Here is a 24013-nt window from a genome sequence, read left to right as displayed (position 1 = left end):
GCGCAAAACGCACGAAACTGTTCGCGATGTCTTCGCACACCTGTTCGCGATGTCCCCAGTCCATACAGTGGGGAGATTGGCCGTCATCGGCGATTTCGCCAATCGCCAGCGTTGCAGGACTGGAGCGGACAAAGGCGCAAGCTGATCTCCCCCCTTGTGGGGGAGATGTCCGGCAGGACAGAGGGGGGCGCGAAGGGACTCGGCGTTCAAGGCCTTCACTCGTGCTTAAGCCATCGCGTGGCGATGGTTGGCCGAGTAATGGCCGGTCAGATGATGCTCGAGCTGGCGTTCGATGTCGGTGAGCAGGCTTGAGGCGCCGAAGCGGAACAGGTCCGGCTCGAGCCACGGCCGGCCGAGCTCTTCCTTCATCAGCACCAGCCAGTCCAGCGAGACCTTGGCGGTGGAGATGCCGCCGGCCGGCTTGAAGCCGATCAGGTAGCCGGTCTCCTCGAAATAGGCGCGGATGGCGCGCACCATGGCAAGGCCGACGGGGAGCGTGGCGTTGACGCTTTCCTTGCCGGTCGACGTCTTGATGAAGTCCGCCCCCGCCATCATCGCCACCATGGAGGCGAGCATGACATTGCGCAAAGTGGCGAGGTCGCCGGTGCCGAGGATGACCTTGAGGTGGGCTTCGCCGCAGGCGGCGCGCATGGCGACGATCTCGTTGAACAGCTCACGCCATTTGGCGCCGTAGACCAGGCCGCGCGGGATGACGACGTCGATCTCGTCGGCACCGTCCTTCACCGAGGCCTCGATCTCCTGCAGGCGTGTCGAGAGCGGCGCAAGGCCGTGCGGGAAAGCGGTCGAGACAGCGGCGACATGGATGCCGGTGCCGCGCACGGCGTCGACCGCGGTGGCGACAAAGGGATGGTAGACGCAGACCGCCGCCGGGCGGATGGTTTCGCTCGATATGCCGAGACCCTCGACGATATCGCGGCGTAGCGGGTTGATCGCCTTGGCACAGAGCCGGCGCACGCGCTCGTCGGTGTCGTTGGAGTTCAGCGTGGTGAGGTCCATGCAGGCGATGGCCCGCAGCAGCCAGGCCGCCTGGTTGTCGGCCTTGATCGAGCGCCGCTTGGTCAACGTCGCGACGCGGCGCTCCAGCGCCGAGCGGTTGACGCTGCGCACCGATTCCAGGAAACCGAGATCGAGCTTCATGCCGGGATTGCGGGCAATGCCGTGTTCCAGCGGCAGCGGCGTGTTGGCGGCGGCGCGCGCCGGCAGCGGCATCACCTTGGACGCGCCAGCGCCGGCCTCGCGGATCGTGCTCATCTCCTGCCCTTTCATTTCAGCGCCTTTGCGCTTTTATGCCTTCGTGGGTGGCACGAACGAAGATAGCCCGTGAAGCGATGCTTCACGAGTCTTTCAAAGGGTCATAGCGCAAAAAGGCCGCTCAGGCAGCAGATTTTTGACCGTATGGTCAAAACATCATGCTGGGTAGGCGCTCCCGGCGTTGGAGATTGGCCGCAACGCCCATCCCTTCGTCATACTCGGGCTTGACCCGAGTATCCATGCCGTGACCTCTGCCGCAGAGTGCAACGGTGCAGAATTCTGTAACCGCCGCAACGCCTTAGCGTAACGGCATGGATTCTAGAGCATGATGCCGAAAAGTGTGAAGCGGTTTTCGGACGACATCATGCTCTACTCCTTTGATTTAGAGACGGATTCAGATTTCAGGTCGATTCGACCTGAAATCATCCGGCTCTAGGGTCTGCGCGCGTCGCTCCGCTCCTTGCTCCGCCCTAGAATGACGAAGCGCGAATGTCGTCGCTAATCTCAGACGCCTCCAACAGAGCTGGCGGACCGCGATATACCTCAGCCGACGAAGGCGCGCTCGACGACGAAGCTTGCCGGGTGGCTGAGCGAGCCTTCCTGGAAGCCGAGGCTCTCGGCGAGTTCCTTGACGTCCTTCAGCATGTGCATCGAGCCGCAGATCATGATGCGGTCGGTCTCGGGATTGAGCTTGTCGATGCCGAGGTCGGAATAGAACTTGCCCGAGCCGATCAGCGCGGTGATGCGGCCCATGCGCGCCGACTCTTCCCGCGTCGTCGAATTGTAGAGCGTGACGCGGCCGCCGGTCAGCTCGCCGATCAGCGGGTCGCTTTCGAGCCCGGCCACCAGTTCCTGGCCGTAGGTAAGCTCGGCATTGTCGCGGCAGGTGTGGGTGAGGATGACCTCGTCGAACTTCTCGTAGGTATCGGGGTCGCGCAGCAGGCTGGCAAAGGGCGCGATGCCGGTGCCGGTCGAGATCATGACCACGCGCTTGGCGGGCGTCAGCGCGTCGAGCACCAGCGTGCCGGTCGACTTCTGGCGCATGATGACGGTGTCGCCGACCTGGATCTTCTGCAGTTCGGAGGTCAGCGGACCGTCCGGCACCTTGATCGAGAAGAATTCGAGCTCGTCATCCCAGGCGGGGCTGGCGACCGAATAGGCGCGGAAGATCGGCTTCTCGGCATTGGGCAGGCCGATCATGACGAATTCGCCGGAGCGGAAACGCAGCGACTGCGGGCGGGTGATGCGGAAGGAGAACAGCCGGTTGGTGTAATGCTTCACCGACACGACGGTCTCGGCGTAGACATTGGCCGGGATCGGGAACTGCAGCGGCTTCGAGCCTGCGACGTTCAACGCGGATGTCGTGTTCATTCCAACCCAACTTTCCGGCCCAGATGGAACGCACTGGGCGCCAAACTTTTTCCTGCGCGCCCGAACGGTCAGGTTCCGGCGTGCCCCTCACACACTGCCAAGCGGTAAGCTCTTGTGTCGGGAATTTATTAGTATACAAATGATCTTCAGGTCAAGATGGCAGCGTAAAACGCCTTTCCAAACCAAGGCATATCCGTAGTTCTGGCATTTCGGGTTTCGGCAATGAGTGAGAAATTTTCGGCGCCGGCTGGAAGCGTCGTTGCCGGCATCGATGTCGGCGGGACCTTCACCGATCTGCTCTTGATCGACGGCAAGGCTGGCGGCAAGGTCCATATCGCCAAGACGCCGACCACGGTGGAGAACCAGGCCTTCGGCGTGGTCGCAGCACTTGGCGCCACCGGTTTTCCGATCGACGGCATCGACCTCATCGTGCATGGCACGACGACCACCACCAACGCCGTGCTGGAGCGCCGGCTGGCGCGGACCGGCATGATCACCACGCGCGGCTTTCGCGACGTGATCGAACTTGGCCGCCGAACAAGGCCGCAGGCTTATGGCATGACGGGAACTTTCGTGCCGGTCATTCCCCGCGACCTTCGGCTCGAAGTGTCGGAGCGGGTCGAGGCGTCGGGCACCGTGCGCGTTCAACTCGACGAAGCCGAGATGCGCGATGCGGTGAAGAAGCTGCTCGAAGCCGGCTGCGAGTCGCTGGTCATCCACTTCCTGCATTCCTACGCCAACCCGTCGCATGAGCGGCGCGCCGCCGAGATCGCGGCGGAACTTTGGCCGAACGGCCACATCACCACCGGACATGCGCTGCTCTCGGAAGCACGCGAGTTCGAACGCGGCGTCACCGCGGCCGTCAACGCCTCGGTGCAGCCGATCCTGGAACGTTATGTCGAGCGGCTGCGCAAGGAACTTGCCGCGAAGGGCTACGCCCGCGACTTCCTGATCATGAACGGCAATGGCGGCATGATCTCGGCCCGTTTCGTCACGCTGGAATCGGCCAAGACCGTGATGTCCGGCCCGGCCTCCGGGGTGATCGCCGCCGCTTATACGGGAAAACGCGCCGGCTTCGGCAACCTCGTCACCTACGACATGGGCGGCACCTCGACCGACGTGGCGCTGATCCGCAATGCCGAGCCCGCCGTCTCCAACGAGATCGAGATCGAATATGCGATGCCGATTCATGTGCCGATGGTGGCAGTGCATACGGTGGGCGCCGGCGGCGGCTCGATCGCGCGCGTCGACGCGGCCGGGCTGATCCAGATCGGCCCGGAAAGCGCCGGCGCCAATCCAGGCCCGATCTGCTACGGGCGCGGCGGCACGGAGCCGACCATCACCGACGCCAATCTGGTGCTCGGCCGCCTGGCGCCGAAGAAGCTGCTGGCCGTCGACAATCCGGTCACCGTCGAGCGCGTGACCTCGACCTTCGAGGACAAGATCGGCAAGCGAACGGGCCTTTCCGGCGTCGAAGCCGCCGGCGCCATCTTGAGGCTCGGCAACATGAAGATGGCGGGCGCCATCCGCATGGTGTCGGTGTCGCGCGGCCACGACCCGCGCGATTTCGCGCTGTTCGCCTTCGGCGGCGCCGGGCCGCTGCATGCGACGGCGCTCGCCCGCGAGCTCGGCCTGCCCAGGGTGCTGGTGCCGGCGCGCCCCGGCATCACCAATGCGCTCGGCTGCGTCGTCGCCGACCTGCGCCACGACTTCGTCAACACGATCAATCAGCCGGTGACGCTGCTCGACGAAGCGAAGCTTCGCGAGGTGTTGGAACGGCACCGTAACGAAGGCGAGGCGCTGATCGCCAAGGAAGCGGTGAAGCCGGACGCGATCCGCGTCACGCATTCCGCCGACATGCAGTTCGTCGGCCAGACGCACATCATCAACGTGCCGCTGCCCTCCTCGTCGGTTTCACGAGAAACGCTGCAGCTTCTGTTCGAAAAAGCCTATTTCGCGCGCTTCAAGGTCGAGCTGCCGGAAATCCGCGCCAACCTCGTCAACCTCAACACCTCGGTCACCGGCGTGCGGTCGCAGATCGACCTGTCGAAGCTGATCGACCCGGCAGGCCGCGCGGCGACGCTCGAGGAGGCGCGGCGCGAAATCCGGCCGGTCTGGTACGACGGGCGCTGGTACGACACGCCGGTCTATGCGCGCGAAAAGCTGCCGCTCGACGCCGTGATCGAGGGGCCGGCGATTCTCGAACAGATGGACGCCACGACCGTGCTCGAGCCCGGCGACCGGGCGCGCTCGGACGCGGACGGCAACATCATCATCGACATCGCAGAGGCCTAAGATGGCAAGGCTCGACACGATCACGCTTTCGGTGCTGCAGGCTGCTCTGCAGCAGGTCTGCGACGAGATGGACCTGACCTTCTCGCGCGCGGCCTTCTCGCCGGTCATCGCGGAAGCCAACGACCGCTCCGACGGCATCTATTCGGCGGTCGACGGCTCGCTGATCGCGCAAGGCAGCCAGGGCCTGCCGGTGTTCGTCGGCGTCATGCAGTATTCGACCAAGACGGTGATCGAAATGATCGCCGACGGGCGCTGCCTGGCGCCGGAGCCGGGCGACATCTACATCGTCAATGACCCCTATCTCGGCGGCACGCATCTGATGGATGTGCGCTTCGTCATGCCGGTCTATCGGGGTGGAAAAATCTTTTGCTGGCTTTCCAATACCGGTCATTGGCCGGATATCGGCGGCTCGGTGCCGGGCGGCTTCTCGGCCTCGGCCACCGCGGTCGAGCAGGAAGGCTTGCGGTTGCCGCCGGTCAAACTGTTCAAGAAGGGCGCCCTCGATCCCGAGATCTACGCCATCATCTGCTCGAACATCCGCGTCGCCGACCAGCGCATCGGCGACATCCGTGCGCAAGCCGCCGCGCTGCTGATCGGGCAAGACAGGCTCAACGAAATCCTCGATCGTTACGGAGACGAAACCGTCGTCGAGGCCATTGCCGAACTGCGCCGCCGCGCCGCCGAGCAGATGCGTGCCTCGATCGCCGTGATCCCCGACGGCGTCTACCGCTCGCAGGCCTTCGTCGATTCCGACGGGGTGGTGAACGAGCCGCTGACCATCAATCTCGCCGTCGAGAAGCAGGGCGACACGCTGACCTTCGACTTTGCCGGCTCCTCAAAACCCTGCGCCGGACCGATGAACAGCGTGCTGGCGACGACCTTGTCGTCGGTCTATCTCGCCATGCGCCATATCTTCCCGGAAGTGCCGATCAGCGCCGGCGCCTTCGAGCCGCTGAACGTGAGGCGCCCAGAAGGCACGTTCCTCGACGCCAAGTACCCGAGGCCGGTTTCGGGCTGCGCGGCGGAGGTCTCGCAGCGCATCGCGGAAGCCGTGTTCGCGGCCATGGTGAAGGCGCTGCCGGAAAAGGTGACGGCGGCGCCCGCCGGCTCCAGCGGCAATTTCGCGCTCGGCGGCAACGATCCGGCGCGCGGGCGCGACTATGTCATGTACCAGATCTCGGGCGGCGGCTATGGCGGCAATGCCGGCCATGACGGCTTGAGCAATGGCTGCTCCACCATCGGCATTTCGAAGTCGCCGCCGGTCGAGATCATGGAGCAGGCCTTTCCGGTGCTCTACCGGCATTATGCGCTGCGCGAAGGCTCCGGCGGCGCGGGAAAACATCGCGGCGGCTTCGGGCTTGCCTATGAGGTCGAGATATTGCGCGGCGAGGCGCGTGCGTCCTTCGTCATGGACCATGGCCGCTTCGGGCCGCAGGGCGCGCTCGGCGGCAGGGATGGCGCGCCGAACAGCGTGACCGTGTTCCGGAACGGCGAGGCGCATGTGCCGGCGCATCTTTCCAAGGAGCAGGACATAGCGCTCAAGGCCGGCGACCGCGTGCGCGTCGGCACGCCGGGCGGCGGCGGCTATGGCGATCCGCGCGAGCGCGACCCGAAGCAGGTCGCGGAGGATGTCAGGCTTGGCTACTATACGGCCGAGCAGGTCGGGGAGATGTTCGGCATAGTTGTTTCTCCGCCGCCGGCCGCTTCCCAGCTATAGTATCAACATATTATATGCGGCTAAAATAATTATCTCTTTGGCACTTCAAACGCGAGCCAATCGGATAAGAAGATATTAAGTCAACAACTATAGATAGAAACCCTCGATGACGTTTCGGGGGACGGTCGTGGAGCTATCCGGCGATTTACTTGAGGATGCAAGTTCGCCCAACCGGGCGCTGTGGCAGCACGGTCGGCTGGCAGGTCACCCGCGACTGGGCAATGTTGCGCAGAAACTGCTTGCGCTTTGCCTGGTCTATATTTCCGTAGCGGCGCTGATCTGGCCGTCGGCATATTTTGCAATGGGGGAAATGTATCTGCACCGGCTTTTCGTCTTTGGGCCGCTCGCCTTTCTGAGCGTGATGATCCCGGCGGCGATGATCGTCTCGCCAAAGGCGCCGGTCACTCTCATCGTGACGGCGATCCGCACCAACGGGGTGCGGACGGCGATAGTGGTGACCACGTTCGTCCTGATGCTTTCCGCGTTCACGACCTACAAGGTGAACATCCCCGACATCGTCCCCTTTTTCTGCGACGAAGCCCTGGCCGATTTAGGCGAACTGCTGCACGGCCAGGCGCCATGGCGAATCGCTCACGCATTCGATTCCGACATTTTGTCGATGGCCGTGGCGGTGACCTATGCCAAAATGTGGTTTCTCGAGTGGTTCGGCCTGGTGTTTTTTGCCTCGCTGTTCGCCAATCAGCCGGTGCATCTGCGGTATCTCACTGGGATGGCCCTCGTCATTGTGGTGGCCGGAACACTCATGGCGACGCTGTTTTCTTCCGTCGGCCCGATCTTTTATGATGAGTTCCTAGGCGGCGATCGCTATGCCGGCCTCCTGGAAGTGTTGAAGCAGCGGCCCCCCAACGAGCATGTGCTTTCTTATTCCGACTATCTCCTGACCGTCTACAAGGCCGACCAGCCGGCGCTTGGTTCCGGGATCTCCGCTATGCCCAGCGTCCATGTGGCGATCGCCACGCTGAACGCCTTCTACCTCGGGCGTCTCAACCGTTGGCTCGGGGCCGCAGGCTGGGCATTCGCGATCTTCATCCTGTTCGGCTCCGTCTATACCGGCTGGCACTACGTGCTCGACGGTTACGTCTCGATGCTGGTCGTCACCGTGATCTGGCGGTGCACCGCAAGCATCACCGACGGCAAGAGGGTGACGACGAGGGCATTGTCCTCAAAGCCTGTTGCCGAAACCGCATCCTGACCTAACTCTTTGTCGGAGCATGATGTTTTCCGAAAACCGGGTCCCACTTTTCGGGATCAAGCTCTAAGCGAGCTTCGCCAGCAGCCGCAGGAAAGTCGCGGCCTCCTTGGCGGTGAGCGGCGCGAGCGTTTCCTCGGTGATCGCGCGGGCCAGCGGGATCAGCCGCTCGATCGCCTCGCGACCTTGCGGCGTCAGATTGACCAGCAGCCGCCTTTTGTCGACCTCGTGCTTGGAAACCTCGACCAGCCCACGCGCCTTCAGCCGGTCGATGACGCCCTTCACGGTGGCGGCATCCATGGCGATCAGCGTGCCGAGCTGGTTCTGCGAGGTTTCGCCGATATCGTGAAGCTTGGCCAGGGCGGCGAATTGCGGCGGCGTCAGGTCGCCGATATGCGAGGCGAAGAGCGCGACGTGGCGCTGATGCGCCTTGCGCAGGATGAAGCCGACCTGATCCTGCAGATGGTAGTTGTTCTCGTCGCCGTCTTCGGCCTCGACCAGCCGCAGCAGATTGTCCTCGCCGCTCATCTCAAGCCGTCCCATGCCTTGATGTCCTGCGCCGCCAGGCCACCCATGCGGTTGTGGACGCGGGGACCGCAGGTCATGGCGAGGCAGAACAGGATCTCGTCGGGACGCGGGCCGTCGCCGATGCCCACTTCCATGGCGTCGAAATGGCTGCGCACATAGGCGGCGTTGATATGGCCGAGCGGCACGTCGAGCCTTGACCCGAAGGCGCCGACCTTCTTTGCCGACGGCACGATGGCCTTGGCGTCGCCCAGTCGCTCGCGCATGGCATAGCCGCCCGGCACGTGCCACAGCGCGCCGTGCTCCAGTTCGCCGGCGGAGCCGACGATGGCGCCCTTGCCGTAGCCGTCGATCTTCTTCACGTCGCCGCCAAGCGCTGCGATCAGCCTGTCGGAGAGCAGAAGCCCGAGCGGCTTCAGATCTTCCATCGCGCCTTGCAGGTCCTCGACATAGCGGCCGGCGAAGGGGTTCTTGACCACGGCGAGAGCCGCCGCGCGAAGGCGGGGTTCTTTCGCCACGGGACCGCCATCGTGAAAAATCTCCTCGGTCAGAACCGCGACCTTGCGGATCGGAAAGTCAGGCATGGGCAGTTTCCTTCGCTTTATGTTTGTTGGGCGCGGCGAGCGCCACCGAACCACTGAGGCGGGCCTCGCCCGCCAGAAACAGCGCCGATGCGGCGATCAGGCCGCGCCGGCGAAAATCTTCGGCGACGGCAAGGCCGTTGTCCAGCGCGCGCGCAATTTCGGCGGCGTCAAGCGCGCCGACGCTTTGCGTCACCAGCATCTCGCCGAGATCGCTGTCCGGCGCCAGCTCGCGCGCCGCAACGCGTGCGATGGCAGGATGTCCGGGAAGGTCGACGGCGTTGGCAATCAGCGTCGCCGCCGCGTCTGCCTCGGCGCCGGTCGGGGCGAGAACGGTAACGGCGTCGGCGATCCCAAATGAAAAAGACCGGCCGCGCCAGCCGCTGGTGGCAACGCCGCGCACGCCGTCCTCGGCGCGAATGGTGACACGGTCGGCCATGCCATTGCCGGTGCCGGCGATCGCCACCGTCATCGACCGACTTCTGCCAAGATGGAGGGCGCAATCGCCGCCATTGTTGACGTAAGCGCGGTCGAGCCGGCGGCCGGCGAGCAGGGAGCCAAGAATTTCGTCGGCTACCGAACCCGCGACGGCGGCCATCGGCGTGATGAAGCATTCCGCCAGCGACGTGACGGCTGCTTCCATGCGGCGCGCCGTAGGGCCGGCAAAACTGCGGGGCGCCAGGAAGAATGCAGGAAGCCGCAATTCGGGCAGCTCTTCGACCACCTCTATCAGGATCGTCTGAAAGCGGGCGACTGCCTGTTCGTAAGCGGCGCGGCATTCAACTGCATCGCCAAAGGCCTCGACGATCAGGTCGATCGGCCCATGGTTGAGATGGAGCCTTTTGCCGTCGGCCAGCCAATGCGCCTGCGGGCCGTTCATCAGCCGGCACCATTCGCCACGGCGCGGCGCAGCTGCGCCAGCGGCGGCCAGGGATTGCCGGCGGGCGCGCCGGTGCCTTGGCGCGGATTGAGATACTCGCCACCCTTGGCAAGGATGTCGTCGACACCGCGTATCTCGTTCTCATAACCGCCGAGCCTGACATAGTCGTCGCGGCGCATGGTGAACTCGATCGGCGCCACCAGCGCCGGCGTCGGCACATAACCGAAGGCGCCTTCCGGCACGCGGGTGACGTCGACCATCAGAGTGATGCCGCCGCCCGGCCAGACATAGACCGGCGCGCCGCCGACGGTCACATAGGTCTTCAGGCCTTGCACCGAGCGCGTGAGATTGACGGGGTTTTCGGTGACGCCGGCGCGCAGCGAGCCGCCGGCGCCGCCGATGAACAGAACCGTGCACAGCGCCGGCTCGCAATTGTCCTCGATCAGGCCGACGGACTTTTGCAGCCGTTCCGGAAACGGCTTTTCGACCGGCTTCAGCTCATCGTCGAGCTCATAATAGGCGAACTGCTCGCCGGTGGTCGACACCATCAGCATGGACAGGCCGGGACGCGCGCCTTTCCTGGCGTTCCAGTCGCCGAGGATCGACAGCGGATCGGAGATCGTGGTTCCGCCCCAGCCAAGGCCGGGTTCCGAGACCTTGAAGTAACGGCCAGGCGTCGAGCGGCGGCCGATGATCTTTATCCCGGTGTCTTCCCAGCCGAGAACCCTGCCGGCCTGATGCTCGGAGACGACGCCGGTGATATGATCGTCGACCACCACCACCTCGTCGACCAGCCCGCGCCATTGCGTGGCAAACATGCCGATGGTGGCCGAGCCGCAGCCGACGCGCATGCGGTGCTCGACCTTACCGTCGATGACAGGCGGTTTGCCGGCTTCGACGATCACCGTCGCACCGCCGTCGATGGTGAGCTCAACCGGCTTGCGGTTGCACAGATTGAGCAGCGCGTCGCAGGTGGCGCGGCCTTCCGCCTTGGAGCCGCCGGTCAGGTGATGCACGCCGCCGAGCGACAGCATCTGCGAGCCGTATTCGCCGGTGGTGACATGGCCGATCGCTTCGCCTTCCGAGCGCACGATCGCCGTCTCGTCGCCGATATGGCGGTCGGTGTCGATCTTCACCTTGACGCCGCAATAGGAGAATATCCCTTCGGTGACGACGGTGACGAGATCGACGCCCTCGACCTCCTGGCTGACGATGAAGGGCGCCGGCTTGTAATCGGGATAGGTGGTGCCGGCACCGATCGCGGTGACGAAGCGATGGCCGGTGTTGACCAGCTCGCCGTTCCAGGCGTCGCCCTCGGCGACGAACGGCACGACCGCGCCGCCGGTTTCGGCCGCGTGGTCGAGGATGGTCAGCGGATCCATGCGCACGATGCGGCCGCCGATATTGCCGTAGCGGTCGCAGGCGCCGGTGCGGCCGTCGGCGATGTAGCACATGACTGGACAGGCATCGCAGCGGATCTTTTCCGCCACCTGCTTCTCGCCGGGGTCGTGGGTTTCGAAACGTTCGGCAAGCTCGCTCATCGGCGCGCCTCCTTCTCGCGGATCGCCGCAAGGATGCGGCTCGGCGTCGCCGGCACCTTGGTGACCAGGACGCCGGTGGCATGGCGGATGGCGTTGAGGATCGCCGGCGCCGTCGGGATCAGCACATGCTCGCCCAGGCCCTTGGCGCCGAACGGCCCTTCAGGGTCCGGAACCTCGACCAATATGTGCTCGATGGGCGGCACGTCGCCGATGGTCGGGATGAGGTAGTCGTGCAGGTTCTCGGTGCGGCCGGGGATGTATTCCTCCATCAGCGCCATGCCGATGCCCTGCGCGATGCCGCCCTCGATCTGGCCCTCGACCAGCACCGGGTTGATCGCCTTGCCGACATCATGCGCGGCGGTGATCCTGATCAGCTTCACCGTGCCGAGCTTGAGATCGATCTCCAGCTCGGCGATCTGCGCGCCATAGCCATAGACCGCGTAGGGCTTGCCCTGGCCCTTGGCGTCGAGCGGCCGCGTCGGTGGGTCGTAGGTTTCCTCGGCGACAAACACCAGGCCGTCGGCATCGGCCTTGAGCGCCAAAAGGTCGATGCGCCGCGCGGCGTCGCCCTCCCGGATGGAGATGCTGGCACCGTCGAGCGCGATCGTCGCCTGACCGGAGACATTGGCGAAGCGCAGGATCTTCTCGCGCAGCGCGCGGCCTGCCTTCTCCGCCGCCTTGCCGGTCACGAAAGTCTGGCGCGAGGCCGATGTCTTGCCGGCATCGGGCGTGATGGCGGTATCGGCGCTCTTCAGCCTGAACCTGTCCAGCGGCAGGCCGAGCGCATCGGCGCAGATCTGGGCGATGACCGTGTTGGAGCCCTGGCCGATATCGACGGCGCCCTGGTGCAGGATGACGTCGCCGGAGGCCGAGATGCCGACCTTGATGGTCGAAGGATTGGGCAACGAGGTGTTGCCGCAGCCATACCAGCAGGAGGCGACGCCGACGCCGCGCTTGCTTGCCGTATGGGTCGCATTGAACGCCTCCGCGTCCGCCAGCGCGCGCGCCCAGTGCGGCTGAAGCTGCTCCAGGCATTCGCCGATGCCGACGCCCGATTCCAGGCGCTGGCCGGTCACCGTCTCGCAGCCGTCGCGCAGGCAGTTCTTCAGCCGAAAATCGAGCCGATCGATACCCAGCTTGCCGGCAAGCTCGTCATAGAGCGTTTCCTGCATGATGGTGGCCTGCGGCACGCCGAAGCCGCGGAAGGCGCCGGCGATCGGGCCGTTGGTGTGGATGGCGTAGCCGGTCGCCCGGTAGTTCGGTGTCAGGTATGGGCCGGAGGCATGCACAGGCACGCGGTTGGCGACCGTCGGCCCCCAGCTGGCATAGGCGCCGGTGTTGAAATCGCCTTCGAAGACCATGCCGGTGACGCGGCCTTCGGCATCGGCGCCGATGGTCGCCTTCATCTCGGCCGGATGGCGCTTGGTGGTCGACATCATCGATTCATTGCGCGTGTAGACGAGCGCCGCCGGCCGTCCCGTCTTCATCGCCACAAGGCCGATGAGAGGTTGCAGCGAGACATCGAGCTTCGAGCCGAAGCCGCCGCCTGTTGCGGTCGGAACGATGCGCACCTTTTTAACGGGCAGGCCGAGCACCTTGGCCGTCTCATCGCGGTCCATATAGGGCGCCTGGGTGCAGGCAACGACGACCAGCGTGTCGCCGTCCATATATGCGTAGCCGGCTTCCGGCTCGATATAGGCATGCTCGACAAAGGAGGTTTCGATGGTGCCCGACACGGTGGCAGCGGAAGCAGCCAGCGTTCCCTCAGGATCGCCGCGTTCGACCAGGCCGGAGGTGAGCAGGTTCGCCGGCCGGTGGCCGTGGATCAGCGCGGCACCCTCGGCCTTCGCCTCGCCAGGCAGCAGCATATGCGGCAGTTCCGTCCATGAGACCGGGAAATCCGTCAGGTCGAGATCGAGGATTGCCTCGCGCTCGCCCGCCACCAATGCCACCGCCTCGCCGCGCAGACGGGCAAAACCCTCGGCCAACGCCGGCTGGTCGGCGAAGGGGCCGATGACGCCGAAACAGTTGTGGCCAGGGATGTCCGCCGCCGTGAAGACGCTGGCAATGCCGGGGTGCGCCTTGGTCCAGGCATCGATATCGCCAAAGCTGAAGCGGGCATGATAATGCGGCGAGCGCACCACAAGCACCGCCAGTGCGTCGGACGGGAAGGAATCGCCGCCGAATTTTTCGTCGCCGGTGACTTTCGGCACGCCGTCGAGGCGGATGGGAGAGGCGCCGACGGCGTGGCCCACTTCCGGGAGGCGAAGATCGATGCCGTTCATATGCCGCGAGGCGCCCATCACCGCGGCGACGATCTTCCTGTAGCCGGTGCAGCGGCAAAGCACGCCGCCCAGCGCGTCCTGCGTCTCGGCCTCGCTCGGCGTGGGGTTGCGTTCCAAAAGCGCGGTGGCCGCGACCAACAGGCCTGGCGTGCAGATGCCGCATTGCGCGGCGCCGTGTTCGAGGAAAGAGGCCTGCAAGGCGGACAGCCGGCCATTGGCAAGGCCTTCGACAGTGGTGACGGAAGCGCCGGACACCGAGGCCGCCGGCATCAAGCAGGCGCAGACCGGATTGCCGTCGACCAGCACTGTGCAGGCGCCGCAATCGCCGGCATCGCAGCCGACCTTGGTGCCTGTCAGCCGCAACTCGTCGCGCAACACCTGCGAGAGACGCCTGACCGGCGGCACCGACACGCTGACGGCCGCGCCGTTGACCTCGAAGGCAATGTCGGCGCGTTCAATACCGAATTGGGCCATGCTCATGCGGCCACCTTGCCTTCGCCGTGACCGATTGCGGCGCGCACCGCTCGGGCTACGATCTCGCGCGCGGCATCCTGCCGGTATTCCGCGCTGCCGCGCACATCGGCGATCGGCGACAGTTCATCGATCGGCGCGGACAGCACCCTGTCCGCAAGGGCAGAAGTGACTGGCTGCCCGCGCAACACCGCCTCGACGCCGGCGAGACGACGGGCAACGGCCGAGCAGGAGCCGACGGCGATCGCCGCATCGGCAATCACGCCGCCCTCGACCACGAGCCGCGCCGCGGCCATGGCGATCGAGATGACGAGGTAGCGCCGGGCGCCGAGCTTGACGAAGGCGGAGGTGCCAATTGCGGAGCGCTTCGGCACGCGAATGGCGGCGACCATCTCGTCCGGCTGCAGCGCCGTGCGGCGATTGCCGAGGATGAATTCACCAAGCGGCAGATGGCGGACGGCTTTGGCCGAGCGCAATTCGACATCGGCATCGAGCGCCAGCAGCCCCGGCACGCCGTCGGCCGCAGGCGAGGCGTTGCAGAGATTGCCGGCCACCGAGGCGACATTCTGGATCTGGACGGAACCGACCTCGCGTGCGGCCGATTTCAGCGCATCGAACGCCACGGGGAGCGGGTGACGCACGATGTCGGTCCAGGTGGTGCGGGCGCCGATCCGCCAATGATCGTCGGCCTCGGCGATGCCGCGCAGTTCGGCGAGAGCGTTGATGTCGAGGATGTTGTCGCGGAAAGGTTTCGCGCCCTGCGCCGGATAGAAATCCGTGCCGCCGGCCAGAATGCGCCAGCGGTCCTCGCCGAGCAGAGCGAGCGCCTCGTCGACCGTGGTGGGTTTCGCGTAACGGATCACGCTTTGCCTTCCCGAAAAGAGCCTTCCCAGAGCTTAGGCCTTCCCCTGGCCTCCCGAAGTGCCGGCTTCGGGTCTTCTTGCCGATCTCCGGACCGGTCAAATTCATTCGTATGCAAATGATATCAGGCCGACCGGAATTGTCAAAGCCGGAGTTTGCGCAGCGAACACCTGAACGCGATTGTTATGGCGCCGGAGGTTGACGCCGCCGGCCATCTGGTCAAGGTTCCGTGTCCGGTCGCGTCAGCGGCTTTTTGGACTGGAGCCCCAAGCCAGACGAGAGGGCCGAAACGAGAGGGAGCCGCATGGCCGAAGAAGCGCTCATCGTCATCGACCTGCAGAACGATTTTTGTCCCGGCGGCGCGCTGGCGGTTGCCGGCGGCGACGAGATCGTGCCTTTGGTCAATGACCTGATCCGGCGCAGCGGGCATGTGATCCTGACGCAGGACTGGCACCCCGCCGGCCATTCGAGCTTCGCCTCCAGCCATCCCGGCAAGCAGTTTTTCGAGACGATCGAGATGCCTTACGGGCCGCAGACGCTGTGGCCGGATCATTGCATCCAGGGCAGTCTCGGTTCCGATTTCCATTCCGGGCTCGCCTGGACCAAGGCAGAGCTGGTGATCCGCAAGGGGTTCCGAACCGCGATCGACAGCTATTCGGCCTTCTTCGAGAACGACCACACGACGCCGACCGGCCTTGGCGGCTACCTCAAGGAACGCGGCGTCGACACGATCACCCTTGTCGGCCTCGCCACCGACTTCTGCGTCGCCTTTTCAGCCCTTGATGCCGTGAAGCAGGGTTTCAGGACGACCGTGCGGCTCGACGCCTGTCGCGGCATCGACCTCAACGGCTCGGTCGAGGCGATGCTGAAGCGCATGCGCGACGCCGGCGTGACGCTCGAAGATCATTCGGCGGATTGAGGGGACTGTGGGGCGCCGGGATGCGGGTTCCCCCTTCTCCCCTTGTGGGAGAAGGTGTCGCCGAAGGCGACGGATGAGGGGTGCTCCAGGGAACGCCGATGTCTCACTCCGCTGGAACACCCCTCATCCGTCTCGGCGCTATCGCGCCGATCCACCGCCCGGGGGCGAGCCACGGGTCTCGCCCCGTCCTTTGGACCCCACAAGGGGAGAAGGCAAAGCGCGCAGCGGCCGGACTAGGGGGCTTTTCTCCCCCGTCATCGCGCTCGCCATGGCGCTGCTCTTTCCAGCACAAGCGCTAGCCGCCGAGCTCCACGAACTGCCCGGCGCTGCGATGTCGCTGTGGTGGGGATTGCCTTTTGCCGGCCTGCTCTTGTCGATCGCCACGGGGCCGCTGCTCTTCCCACATGCGTGGGAGCATCATTACGGCAAGATCGCCGCTGCCTGGGCCATGCTGGCGGTCGTGCCGCTGACGGTCGCCTTCGGGCTTGCTACTGCAGGCGAAGCGGTGCTGCACACGTTGCTCACCGAATATCTGTCCTTCATCATCCTCCTGTTCGCGCTCTACACCATCTCGGGCGGCATCCTGCTTGCCGGCAACATCCACGGCACGCCGTTCACCAATGCCGGTTTGCTGCTCATCGGCGCGCTGCTTGCCTCGGTCATCGGCACGACCGGCGCCTCGATGATCCTGATCCGGCCGATGCTGCGCGCCAATGACAACCGGCCGTTCAACGCCCATGTGGTGATCTTCTTCATCTTCCTGGTCTCCAACATTGGCGGCTCGCTGACGCCGCTCGGCGATCCGCCTCTATTCGTCGGCTTCCTGCGCGGCGTCGATTTCTTCTGGACGACCGCAAATCTGTGGCGAGAGACGCTGTTCACCGGTGGCCTGGTGCTCATCGTCTTCCTGGCGCTCGATATCGTGCTGCATCGTCGCGAGGGCGGCATGCCGAAGATCAAGGACCCGACGCCGGATACGAAAGTGCGCCTGCGCGGCCTGGCCAACCTGCCGCTGCTCGCCGGCGTCATCGGCGCGATCCTGCTTTCGGCGAGCTGGAAGCCGGGCGTCAGCATCCCGATTTTCGGTGTCAGCCTCGAACTGCAAAACCTCGTGCGCGACGCCATCATCCTGGCGCTGGCCTTCCTGTCCCTGAAAGTCTCGTACAAGAGCCACAGGCAGGCCAACGGCTTCACCTGGGGGCCGATCGCCGAGGTGGCGAAACTCTTTGCCGGCATCTTCATCTGCATCGTGCCCGTCATCGCCATCCTGCGAGCCGGCCATGACGGCGCGCTGGCGCCGCTGGTGGCACTGGTCACGTCCGCCGACGGCCAACCGAACGATCTCGCCTATTTCTGGCTGACCGGAGCATTGTCATCCTTCCTCGACAACGCGCCGACCTATCTGGTGTTCTTCGAGCTTGCCGGCGGCGATGCCAAGCACCTGATGACGGAGGCCGCCTCGACGCTCGCGGCGATCTCAGCCGGCGCGGTGTTCATGGGCGCCAATACCTATATCGGCAATGCGCCGAACTTCATGGTCTTCGCCATCGCCAGGCATCGCGGCTTCAAGATGCCTGGCTTCTTCGGCTATATGATGTGGTCCGCCCTGGTGCTGATCCCGACGTTTTTGATTGCCGGGTTTTTGTTTTTCGAGTGAGACGGCGTCTTACCTCCCCCTTGTGGGCTGGGCGATCGCATATGAGGTTTATCGGCGAAGGCCAACGCAAAGCCGTCATCCTCGGGTTTGTCCCGAGGATCCGCCGTCGCACGCGGATATAGCTCGACCAGTTCAGGGGCCGGTAGATCCTCGGGACAAACCCGAGGATGACGCCAAGACATGCCGGGTTGTCCGAACTCCCAAAGCCATATGCAATTGCCCAGCCACGAGGGGGAGGGTACGCTAGCCTACCCCCACATACCTGCGTACCGACGACGGATCGGCGCGCAACGCCTCGACGTCGACCGTCTCGCGGTTGCGGCCGTTCTCGATGAAGGAGACGCGGTCGGCGACCGACAGCACGGCGTCGACGCGCTGCTCGACCAGGACGGTCGAGACGCCAAGATCGCGCAGCTTCGCCACCGTCTCGCGGATCTTGGCAATCATCGACGGCATAAGCCCTTCGGTCGGCTCATCGAGCAACAGCACCTGCGGTTCGAGGCAGAGCGCGCGGGCCATCGCCAGCATCTGCTGCTCGCCCCCGGAGAGCGTGCCGGAGCGCTGCCTAAGCCGTTCCCTGAGCAGCGGGAAGAGATCGAGCACGCTCTCGCGGGTCTGCTTGCCCTTGCCGCGCGCCATCAGGCCGATCTCGATGTTTTCCGCCACCGTCATCTCGGCGAACAATCGCCTGCCCTGCGGCACATAGGCGACGCCGGCCTTCGGCACGTCATGCGCGGCGAGCCCGGTCAATTCCTTGCCATCCAGCTTGATCGAGCCGGCAGCCGCCGGGACCAGGCCCATGATCGCCTTCAGCGTCGTCGTCTTGCCGGCGCCGTTGCGGCCGAACAGGCACAGCACCTCGCCCTTGTTCAGCACGAGGTCGAGGCCGTAGAGCACCTGCACCTCGCCATAGAAGCAGTCGAGGCCGGAAATGGCGAGCAGGCCTTTGTCGGCCATGAGGGACTCAGCCATGGGTCGCTCCGAGATAGGCGTCCTGCACCTCGGCGTTGGCGCGGATCTGCTCGGGCGTGCCTTCGGCGAGGATCTTTCCCGAATTGAAGACGGTGATGCGGTCGGCGAGCTGCATGACCACCGGCATGTTGTGCTCGATCAAAAGCACGGTGGCGTCCTTGGCGATCTCGCGCACCAGCGTGATGAAATTGTCGATCTCGGCGTCGGCCAGGCCTTGCGTCGGCTCGTCGAGGATGAGCAGGCGCGGCTTCAGCGCCAGGCCCATCGCCACTTCGAGCAGGCGCTGGTGGCCATAGGAAAGCTGCCCGGCCGGCGTGCCGGCGCGGTCGGCGAGGCCGGTGCGTTCGAGCGCCGCCATGACGCCGCTCCTGACCTGCCCCTTCGTGCGGCCGTCGGTCAGCGTGCGCTGCACCGGCAGCGCGACATTGTCGAAGGCGGTGAGGTTGGCGAAGACGCTGGTGATCTGGAAGGTATAGGCGACGCCGAGACGAACCCGCTTGTAAGCCGGCATGGTGGTGATGTCGGCGCCGTCGAAGACGACGGTGCCGGAGGATGGCCGGATGCGGCCCGAGAGCAGGCTGACGAAGGTGGTCTTGCCGGCGCCGTTCGGGCCGATGATGGCGCGGATCTCGCCCGGCATCAGCGCGAAGTCGACGCCGTCGACGGCGCGCAGGCCGCCGAAGTTGCGCGACAGGCCCTTGGTGGTGAGCAGCGGCATCATGGCAGCCACCCCAGCCAGCGCTCGCGGATGCTGCCCATAATGCCCCTCGGAGCAAACAGGACGAGCAGGATAAGCGCCACGCCGACAATCAGGAGATAGGCGGAGGTGAAACCGCTGGTGATGTCGGTGACGTAATACATGAACAGCGTGCCGATGAGCGGCCCGAGCGTGGTCGCGGCACCCCCCAGCAGCACCCAGAGCAGCGGCAGGATCGAATACTGCACGCCGGCGAAGCTCGATCCGACATAGCCGAACAGCAGCGCATAGGCGGCGCCCGACGCCGCGCAGATGGCGCCGGAGGCCACGACGGCCGCGAGCTTGTTGGCGACCGTGTCGTAGCCAAGCATCTTTGTGCGCTCCTCGTTCTCGCGGATGGCGACCAGCACGCGGCCGAAGCGGGAGCGAACGACGGCAAGGGTGATGAGCAGCACGACCGCGAACAGCGCCAGCGCGCTCATGTAACGAACGGTCGGATCGGTCAGGTCGAGCGAGGCGTCGCCGATCGCGATCACCCGCGATGCCTGCTGGATGACAAGGCCCTGGTCGCCACCGGTCCAGGCGGCGAAATAGAGGATGAGCAGATAGAAGACCTGCGCGAACATCATGGTGACGATCATGAACGCCACGCCGGAAGTGCGCAGCGCCAGCAGGCCAATGACCAGAGCGAGCAGCGCGCCGCAGGCGACCCCAGCAAGGAAGGCTTCCGGCACGCCCCAGCCGAGATGATAGACGGTCAAGCCCGCGCCGTAGAGGCCGGCCGAGAAGAACATGGCGTGGCCGAGGCTGAGCAGGCCGACATAGCCGAAGAGCAGATTGTAGCCCATGGCGAAGACTGCCAGCGCCATGATGCGGGCAAACAGGCCCTGGTGATAGTCCGGCAGGACGAAGTTCAGCGCGAACAGAAGCGCGATGACGCCGATATGCAGGGCGTAGGCCTTTGCCGGCGAAGCATCCCTCATCTGGACGTCGTCCCGAACAGGCCCTGCGGCCGGAACACCAGCACCATGGCGACGACCAGCGTGGCGATGATCTTGGCCAGGGTCGGCGAGAAGAACATCGAGATGATGCCGTCGGAAAGGCCGATCAGGACGGCGGCGACGACGGTGCCGCGCAGGGAGCCCAGGCCACCGATGATGACGACGATGAAGGACAAGAGCAGCGGGTCCTGCCCCATCAGGTAATGCGCCTGGCTGATCGGCACGATCAGCACCGCGGCGATCGCCGCCAGCATGGCGCCGACGGCGAAAACGCCGGCATAGACGCGTTCGACCGGGATGCCGAAGGCCTGCGCCGTCTCACGGTCATATTGCGTGGCGCGCATGATCAGGCCGATCTTCGTTCGCGTCAGCACCAGCCAGGTGATCACGAGCAGAATGGCGGAAACGGCAACGACCGAGAGCTTGTAGCCGGAATAGCCGAACCACGGCAAAAGGATGCGGTAGCTGAAGGGCGGCTCGACCGGGCGCGCTTCCGGGCCGTAGAAGGTCAGCGCCAGTTGCTGGATGATGTAGAGCATGCCGATGGTGGCGACGATGGTGCCTTCGGGATTGTAGTTGAGCCGGCGCAGCACCAGGCGTTCGGCGACGAGCGCCACCAGCCCGACGAGCAAAGGCGCGATCACGAGTGCGGCGACGAAGCCGATCGCCGGATGGCCGGAGATCGCCGTCGAGACCGCCCAGGCGAGCACCGCGCCCAGCATGAAGAACTCGCCATGCGCGACATTGACGACGCGCATGACGCCGAACACCAGCGACAGGCCAAGCGCCGTCAGCGCCAGCACCGCGGAGGTGACGAGGCCTTCGAGCGCGGCGAGGAGGAGATGGGGGCCGAAGTGCATCAGCTCTGAGACGAGCTCACAGCGCCTGCGTGGTGTAATCCCCTTCCGGCTCGTAGAGGCCATCCTCGATCTTGGTCTTGTGCACGACCTTGAGCTTGCCGCCTTCGACCTTGGAGATGTTCTGGATACCGAAGCACTGGTGGATCTTGCCGTTGAAGGTTTTCGGGCCCTGCGGATGCTCAGGCCCCTCGGCGAATTCCTTCAGCGCTTCCGTCGCCTCGACCAGCTTGGCGCGGTCTTCCGGCCCCTTGTAGCCGGCATCCTCCATCGCCTTCTTGACGACATAGAGCGTTTCCCAGCAGCCGAACATGTGGGCGGCGGTGGAGACATCCTTGGGGTCGCCGACGGCGGCGCCGTTGTCGTCGATGCCGACGGCGGCGCGGTAGGCTTTCTGCGCGGCCGAGTCATCGGCCTGGGCGTAGCGCGGCGAGCCCTCCCAGAAATGGCTGCCGTCTAGGAATTCGAGGCCGGGACTGTTGATGTCGACGGCTTCGAGCGAATCGATGAAGCCGAAGAGCTGCGGCCGCTGCGAACCGTAGAACTCGCCGAGCTCCTTGACGAAGGTGAGCACGGCCGGGCCGACCATGACATGGTAGATCACCTCGGTTTCGGCCGGGATCTGCGGGAAGTATTTCGTGAAGGAGCTCTCCGTCGGCGGGATGGCGATCTGGGCGATCACGTCGGCGCCCTGCGCCTTCAAGGCCGGCGGCAGGTAGTCGCGGTGGTCGTAGCCGAAGGCGAAGTCGGGGAAGATCTGCGTCACCTTCTTGCCGGCATTGGCGGCGATCCACGGCGCCATCGACTGGATCTGGCTCTTCACGTCGGTGATGCCGGGCTGGAAGACGTAGCGGTTGAGCTTGGTGGAGGCGACGTGATGGCCTTCGCTGACCACGAAATAGGGGATCTTGTTCTCGCCGGCGGCGGGCGCCGAGCCGATCACGACATGCGAGAACAAAGTGCCGAAGACAATGTCGGTCTTGTGCTGCTTGGCGAATTTGGCCACTACCTCGGCGCCGCGGGCGGGATCGGTGCCGTCGTCCTCGATGACCAGCTCGACCTTGCGGCCGCTTATGCCGCCGGCGTCGTTGATCGCCTTGACGGCGGCCGCGCTGGTCTTCTCGTACCAGCGGCCATAGGCGGCGCCGATGCCGGTGCGGTGCGACTGGAAGCCTATTCTGATCGGCGCCGAACTCTGCGCCTGGCTGTAACGGACGAAGCCCGGCGCCAGCGCCAGGCCGGCCCCGGCGGCTATGCCCTTCAGCGCGGTGCGGCGCGACAGCGTCGTCTTGGAGAGGTCGAAAAATCCGTTCTTGTCGGCCATGTCGGTTCCCCTGTTTTTTCAGTCTTGACCAGCGATAAGGCGGCTAAACCATCCCGTTCTGGAGGATGGGAAAATTGCATGTGTACAAACTAAATCACCAAAGCTTTGGCCTGGCAAGCGAGCTTTACCCGACGGCATCGGAGCGCGCCCTTGTGTCATCCGGCGGTCGGCGTGGCAAGCAACCACAGGCCGAAGATCGTGTAGGCGATCATCAACAGCGTGAGCGGAAGCTGACTGAGCGCGGCCCGCGATGGCTGCGGGCGGAGACGCCAGGCAAGGCCATGCGCGACGAGCACGGCCAGCACATGGCCTGCGATGATGACGCCGGCCTGAAGATTCCATAGCCACCAGGCCGACTGAGCGCCGGCGACGACGCCGGCCTCGACCATCATGTCGGCGGTGCCGAACAGGTTCCAGGCGAGCGCGAAGGGATCGGAGAGAGCGACCAGGGCGTACTGGCCGTCGACCAGGAGCACGGTGAGGTAATGCGCGATGTGGTAGGCAAGCGCGATCGGCACGATCGACCAGACCAGCAGGCCGGCGGCTTTTCCGAACGACTGCGCATCGCCGGCGAGGCGTTGGCCGAGAAAGACGGCCAGCGCGAACGCCGCCGCAAGCAGGACGAAGGTCAGGACGAGGCCAAAGCTGCCGATGCCGATCAACGCGGTGCGGCCAGGATATTCCAGCGGGTTGACGCCGAACAGACCGAGCCAGAAGAAGGTTTTCGACAGGCCGTCAAAGGATACCGAGGACAGGGCCAGGAGGAGAAAGGCCGTGCCGCTCAGTGGCAGCGGCTCAGCGGCGAGCAGCTTGGCGCCGGGCCAGCAGAGCGAGAGCCGGCCTTCGTCACGCTCGAAAGGTGCGAAGCGGGCGACCATTGAGAAGAAGACAGTCAGGAATTCGCCCCGTTTGCTCCAGCCGTCGTAACCGACGATGAGCATGGCGATGAAGCTGACCAGCCAATAGGTGCCGGCGGCATATGCCAATCGCGCGGGATCGTCGGGCGCGGGATCGATCAGCTCGAACCAAGCGAAGGCAAAGAACAGCGCGAAGGCCGGCCAGAAGCCGAGCCATGGCGGCAGGCGTGACCGCTTGGTGTCGCCCGCATGAATGCCGAAGACGCGAGAGGCGACGCGCCAAGGCCCGTACCACGGGTTGAGCCATGACCAGAGATCGCCGAGCACGCCCTGCAGTAGCGCGAAGCCGGCCCAGAGCAGCGTCCAGATCACCAGTGGCAGCGGATTGGAAAGCGGGTCGCGGCTGCCGAAAAGGCCCGCGGCGATGAGCAGCGCGAAGCCGGCAAAGGAAATCAGGCTGACGATGGTGCGGGAGCGGCCGCCGAAGGTGAGGAGAGACAGACGCTTGCGCCAGAAATTGTCGAGGGCGGCGGGCGGCAGCAGCGCCAGGACGAGGAAGCTGACGGCGACCGCAAGCGCGCCACCGGCGATATAGTAGCCGGTTGGGAGGAGAAGGACGTGACCGCGGTCGGAGGCGTGGGCGAAGGCGGGGGTGGAGCAGCTGGTGAAGGTGTAGAGGGCGCTGCCGATCTGACGTCGTCATGCGGGACTGCAAAGTTG

General features: G+C 65.1%; 19 protein-coding genes. 5 read left to right on the top strand and 14 right to left on the bottom strand.

Features of this window, described 5'->3' with window-relative positions; all coding sequences use genetic code 11:
* Positions 1 to 225: 225 nt before the first annotated feature.
* Positions 226 to 1272 (bottom strand): deoxyribose-phosphate aldolase, encoded by a 1047-nt coding sequence (deoC, locus tag FJ956_RS29195; RefSeq protein ID WP_140684634.1) that lies wholly within the window; start codon positions 1270 to 1272, stop codon positions 226 to 228.
* A 543-nt stretch (positions 1273 to 1815) separates the two neighbouring features.
* A complete protein-coding gene (locus FJ956_RS29190; protein ID WP_140684635.1) occupies positions 1816 to 2643 on the bottom strand; it encodes a ferredoxin--NADP reductase in 828 nt (275 codons plus the stop codon).
* Positions 2644 to 2865: 222 nt separating this feature from the next.
* Here FJ956_RS29190 and FJ956_RS29185 point away from each other — a divergent pair, with 222 nt between their 5' ends.
* The 3 genes from FJ956_RS29185 (at position 2866) to FJ956_RS29175 (ending at position 7868) form a co-directional block, all read left to right on the top strand.
* Positions 2866 to 4938 carry a hydantoinase/oxoprolinase family protein gene (locus FJ956_RS29185; RefSeq protein ID WP_140684636.1) on the top strand — a complete coding sequence of 691 codons (2073 nt, stop codon included), beginning with the start codon at positions 2866 to 2868 and terminating at the stop codon, positions 4936 to 4938.
* A 1-nt stretch (position 4939) separates the two neighbouring features.
* The gene (locus FJ956_RS29180; RefSeq protein WP_140684637.1) at positions 4940 to 6655 is read left to right on the top strand and encodes a hydantoinase B/oxoprolinase family protein; all 1716 of its coding nucleotides are present in this window, start codon (positions 4940 to 4942) and stop codon (positions 6653 to 6655) included.
* Between the two features lie 106 nt (positions 6656 to 6761).
* On the top strand, positions 6762 to 7868 hold the full coding sequence (locus FJ956_RS29175) for a phosphatase PAP2 family protein (RefSeq protein WP_140684638.1): 1107 nt from the start codon (positions 6762 to 6764) through the stop codon (positions 7866 to 7868).
* Positions 7869 to 7931: 63 nt separating this feature from the next.
* Here the strand turns inward: FJ956_RS29175 and FJ956_RS29170 are convergent, their stop codons facing one another.
* Genes FJ956_RS29170 through FJ956_RS29145 form a run of 6 tightly spaced genes read right to left on the bottom strand, consistent with a single transcriptional unit; the run spans position 7932 to position 15011 of the window.
* Positions 7932 to 8393: a MarR family transcriptional regulator gene (locus FJ956_RS29170; protein ID WP_140684651.1), complete on the bottom strand. Its 462-nt coding sequence runs from the start codon at positions 8391 to 8393 to the stop codon at positions 7932 to 7934.
* Positions 8390 to 8974: an amino acid synthesis family protein gene (locus FJ956_RS29165; RefSeq protein ID WP_140684639.1), complete on the bottom strand. Its 585-nt coding sequence runs from the start codon at positions 8972 to 8974 to the stop codon at positions 8390 to 8392. Before FJ956_RS29165 ends, FJ956_RS29170 begins: the two co-directional genes overlap by 4 nt.
* Complete coding sequence (locus FJ956_RS29160) at positions 8967 to 9851, bottom strand: UPF0280 family protein (protein ID WP_140684640.1); 885 nt, start codon at positions 9849 to 9851, stop codon at positions 8967 to 8969. Before FJ956_RS29160 ends, FJ956_RS29165 begins: the two co-directional genes overlap by 8 nt.
* Positions 9851 to 11392 (bottom strand): 6-hydroxynicotinate reductase, encoded by a 1542-nt coding sequence (locus FJ956_RS29155; protein WP_140684641.1) that lies wholly within the window; start codon positions 11390 to 11392, stop codon positions 9851 to 9853. The genes FJ956_RS29160 and FJ956_RS29155 overlap by 1 nt, the downstream gene beginning before the upstream one ends.
* On the bottom strand, positions 11389 to 14157 hold the full coding sequence (locus FJ956_RS29150; RefSeq protein WP_140684642.1) for a molybdopterin-dependent oxidoreductase: 2769 nt from the start codon (positions 14155 to 14157) through the stop codon (positions 11389 to 11391). The genes FJ956_RS29155 and FJ956_RS29150 overlap by 4 nt, the downstream gene beginning before the upstream one ends.
* The gene (locus FJ956_RS29145; protein ID WP_140684643.1) at positions 14154 to 15011 is read right to left on the bottom strand and encodes a xanthine dehydrogenase family protein subunit M; all 858 of its coding nucleotides are present in this window, start codon (positions 15009 to 15011) and stop codon (positions 14154 to 14156) included. Before FJ956_RS29145 ends, FJ956_RS29150 begins: the two co-directional genes overlap by 4 nt.
* Before the next feature lie 302 nt (positions 15012 to 15313).
* Between FJ956_RS29145 and pncA the strand changes: the two genes are divergently transcribed.
* The gene (pncA, locus tag FJ956_RS29140) at positions 15314 to 15928 is read left to right on the top strand and encodes a bifunctional nicotinamidase/pyrazinamidase (protein WP_140684644.1); all 615 of its coding nucleotides are present in this window, start codon (positions 15314 to 15316) and stop codon (positions 15926 to 15928) included.
* Between the two features lie 268 nt (positions 15929 to 16196).
* Complete coding sequence (locus tag FJ956_RS29135) at positions 16197 to 17585, top strand: sodium:proton antiporter (protein ID WP_140684645.1); 1389 nt, start codon at positions 16197 to 16199, stop codon at positions 17583 to 17585.
* Between the two features lie 243 nt (positions 17586 to 17828).
* Here FJ956_RS29135 and FJ956_RS29130 read toward each other — a convergent pair whose 3' ends face one another.
* The 6 genes from FJ956_RS29130 to FJ956_RS29105 all read right to left on the bottom strand — a co-directional run bounded on the left by FJ956_RS29130 (position 17829) and on the right by FJ956_RS29105 (position 23983).
* On the bottom strand, positions 17829 to 18557 hold the full coding sequence (locus FJ956_RS29130) for an ABC transporter ATP-binding protein (RefSeq protein WP_140684646.1): 729 nt from the start codon (positions 18555 to 18557) through the stop codon (positions 17829 to 17831).
* On the bottom strand, positions 18550 to 19278 hold the full coding sequence (locus tag FJ956_RS29125; RefSeq protein WP_140684647.1) for an ABC transporter ATP-binding protein: 729 nt from the start codon (positions 19276 to 19278) through the stop codon (positions 18550 to 18552). Before FJ956_RS29125 ends, FJ956_RS29130 begins: the two co-directional genes overlap by 8 nt.
* Positions 19275 to 20237, bottom strand: coding sequence for a branched-chain amino acid ABC transporter permease (locus FJ956_RS29120; RefSeq protein WP_140684648.1), 963 nt, complete (start codon positions 20235 to 20237; stop codon positions 19275 to 19277). Before FJ956_RS29120 ends, FJ956_RS29125 begins: the two co-directional genes overlap by 4 nt.
* A complete protein-coding gene (locus FJ956_RS29115) occupies positions 20234 to 21115 on the bottom strand; it encodes a branched-chain amino acid ABC transporter permease (protein WP_140684649.1) in 882 nt (293 codons plus the stop codon). The genes FJ956_RS29120 and FJ956_RS29115 overlap by 4 nt, the downstream gene beginning before the upstream one ends.
* Positions 21116 to 21131: 16 nt before the next feature.
* The gene (locus FJ956_RS29110) at positions 21132 to 22436 is read right to left on the bottom strand and encodes an ABC transporter substrate-binding protein (protein ID WP_140684650.1); all 1305 of its coding nucleotides are present in this window, start codon (positions 22434 to 22436) and stop codon (positions 21132 to 21134) included.
* A gap of 155 nt (positions 22437 to 22591) precedes the next feature.
* Complete coding sequence (locus FJ956_RS29105) at positions 22592 to 23983, bottom strand: hypothetical protein (RefSeq protein ID WP_140782010.1); 1392 nt, start codon at positions 23981 to 23983, stop codon at positions 22592 to 22594.
* Positions 23984 to 24013 lie beyond the last annotated feature (30 nt).

The organism is Mesorhizobium sp. B2-4-3, from assembly GCF_006442815.1.
In the GTDB taxonomy this organism is placed as follows: Bacteria; Pseudomonadota; Alphaproteobacteria; order Rhizobiales; family Rhizobiaceae; genus Mesorhizobium.
Note: the sequence above shows the minus strand (reverse complement) of the source record. Positions and strands in the feature narration are given on the sequence as shown.

Excerpts from the sequence above, each read along its gene's own strand:
- FJ956_RS29135 (WP_140684645.1), top strand. The coding sequence starts at position 16,197 with ATGGCGCTGCTCTTTCCAGCACAAGCGCTAGCCGCCGAGCTCCACGAA.
- FJ956_RS29170 (WP_140684651.1), bottom strand. The coding sequence starts at position 8,393 with ATGAGCGGCGAGGACAATCTGCTGCGGCTGGTCGAGGCCGAAGACGGC.
- FJ956_RS29110 (WP_140684650.1), bottom strand. The coding sequence starts at position 22,436 with ATGGCCGACAAGAACGGATTTTTCGACCTCTCCAAGACGACGCTGTCG.
- FJ956_RS29165 (WP_140684639.1), bottom strand. The coding sequence starts at position 8,974 with ATGCCTGACTTTCCGATCCGCAAGGTCGCGGTTCTGACCGAGGAGATT.
- FJ956_RS29155 (WP_140684641.1), bottom strand. The coding sequence starts at position 11,392 with ATGAGCGAGCTTGCCGAACGTTTCGAAACCCACGACCCCGGCGAGAAG.
- pncA (WP_140684644.1), top strand. The coding sequence starts at position 15,314 with ATGGCCGAAGAAGCGCTCATCGTCATCGACCTGCAGAACGATTTTTGT.
- FJ956_RS29175 (WP_140684638.1), top strand. The coding sequence starts at position 6,762 with ATGACGTTTCGGGGGACGGTCGTGGAGCTATCCGGCGATTTACTTGAG.
- FJ956_RS29185 (WP_140684636.1), top strand. The coding sequence starts at position 2,866 with ATGAGTGAGAAATTTTCGGCGCCGGCTGGAAGCGTCGTTGCCGGCATC.
- FJ956_RS29150 (WP_140684642.1), bottom strand. The coding sequence starts at position 14,157 with ATGAGCATGGCCCAATTCGGTATTGAACGCGCCGACATTGCCTTCGAG.
- deoC (WP_140684634.1), bottom strand. The coding sequence starts at position 1,272 with ATGAGCACGATCCGCGAGGCCGGCGCTGGCGCGTCCAAGGTGATGCCG.
- FJ956_RS29190 (WP_140684635.1), bottom strand. The coding sequence starts at position 2,643 with ATGAACACGACATCCGCGTTGAACGTCGCAGGCTCGAAGCCGCTGCAG.
- FJ956_RS29125 (WP_140684647.1), bottom strand. The coding sequence starts at position 19,278 with ATGATGCCGCTGCTCACCACCAAGGGCCTGTCGCGCAACTTCGGCGGC.
- FJ956_RS29115 (WP_140684649.1), bottom strand. The coding sequence starts at position 21,115 with ATGCACTTCGGCCCCCATCTCCTCCTCGCCGCGCTCGAAGGCCTCGTC.
- FJ956_RS29130 (WP_140684646.1), bottom strand. The coding sequence starts at position 18,557 with ATGGCTGAGTCCCTCATGGCCGACAAAGGCCTGCTCGCCATTTCCGGC.
- FJ956_RS29160 (WP_140684640.1), bottom strand. The coding sequence starts at position 9,851 with ATGAACGGCCCGCAGGCGCATTGGCTGGCCGACGGCAAAAGGCTCCAT.
- FJ956_RS29120 (WP_140684648.1), bottom strand. The coding sequence starts at position 20,237 with ATGAGGGATGCTTCGCCGGCAAAGGCCTACGCCCTGCATATCGGCGTC.
- FJ956_RS29180 (WP_140684637.1), top strand. The coding sequence starts at position 4,940 with ATGGCAAGGCTCGACACGATCACGCTTTCGGTGCTGCAGGCTGCTCTG.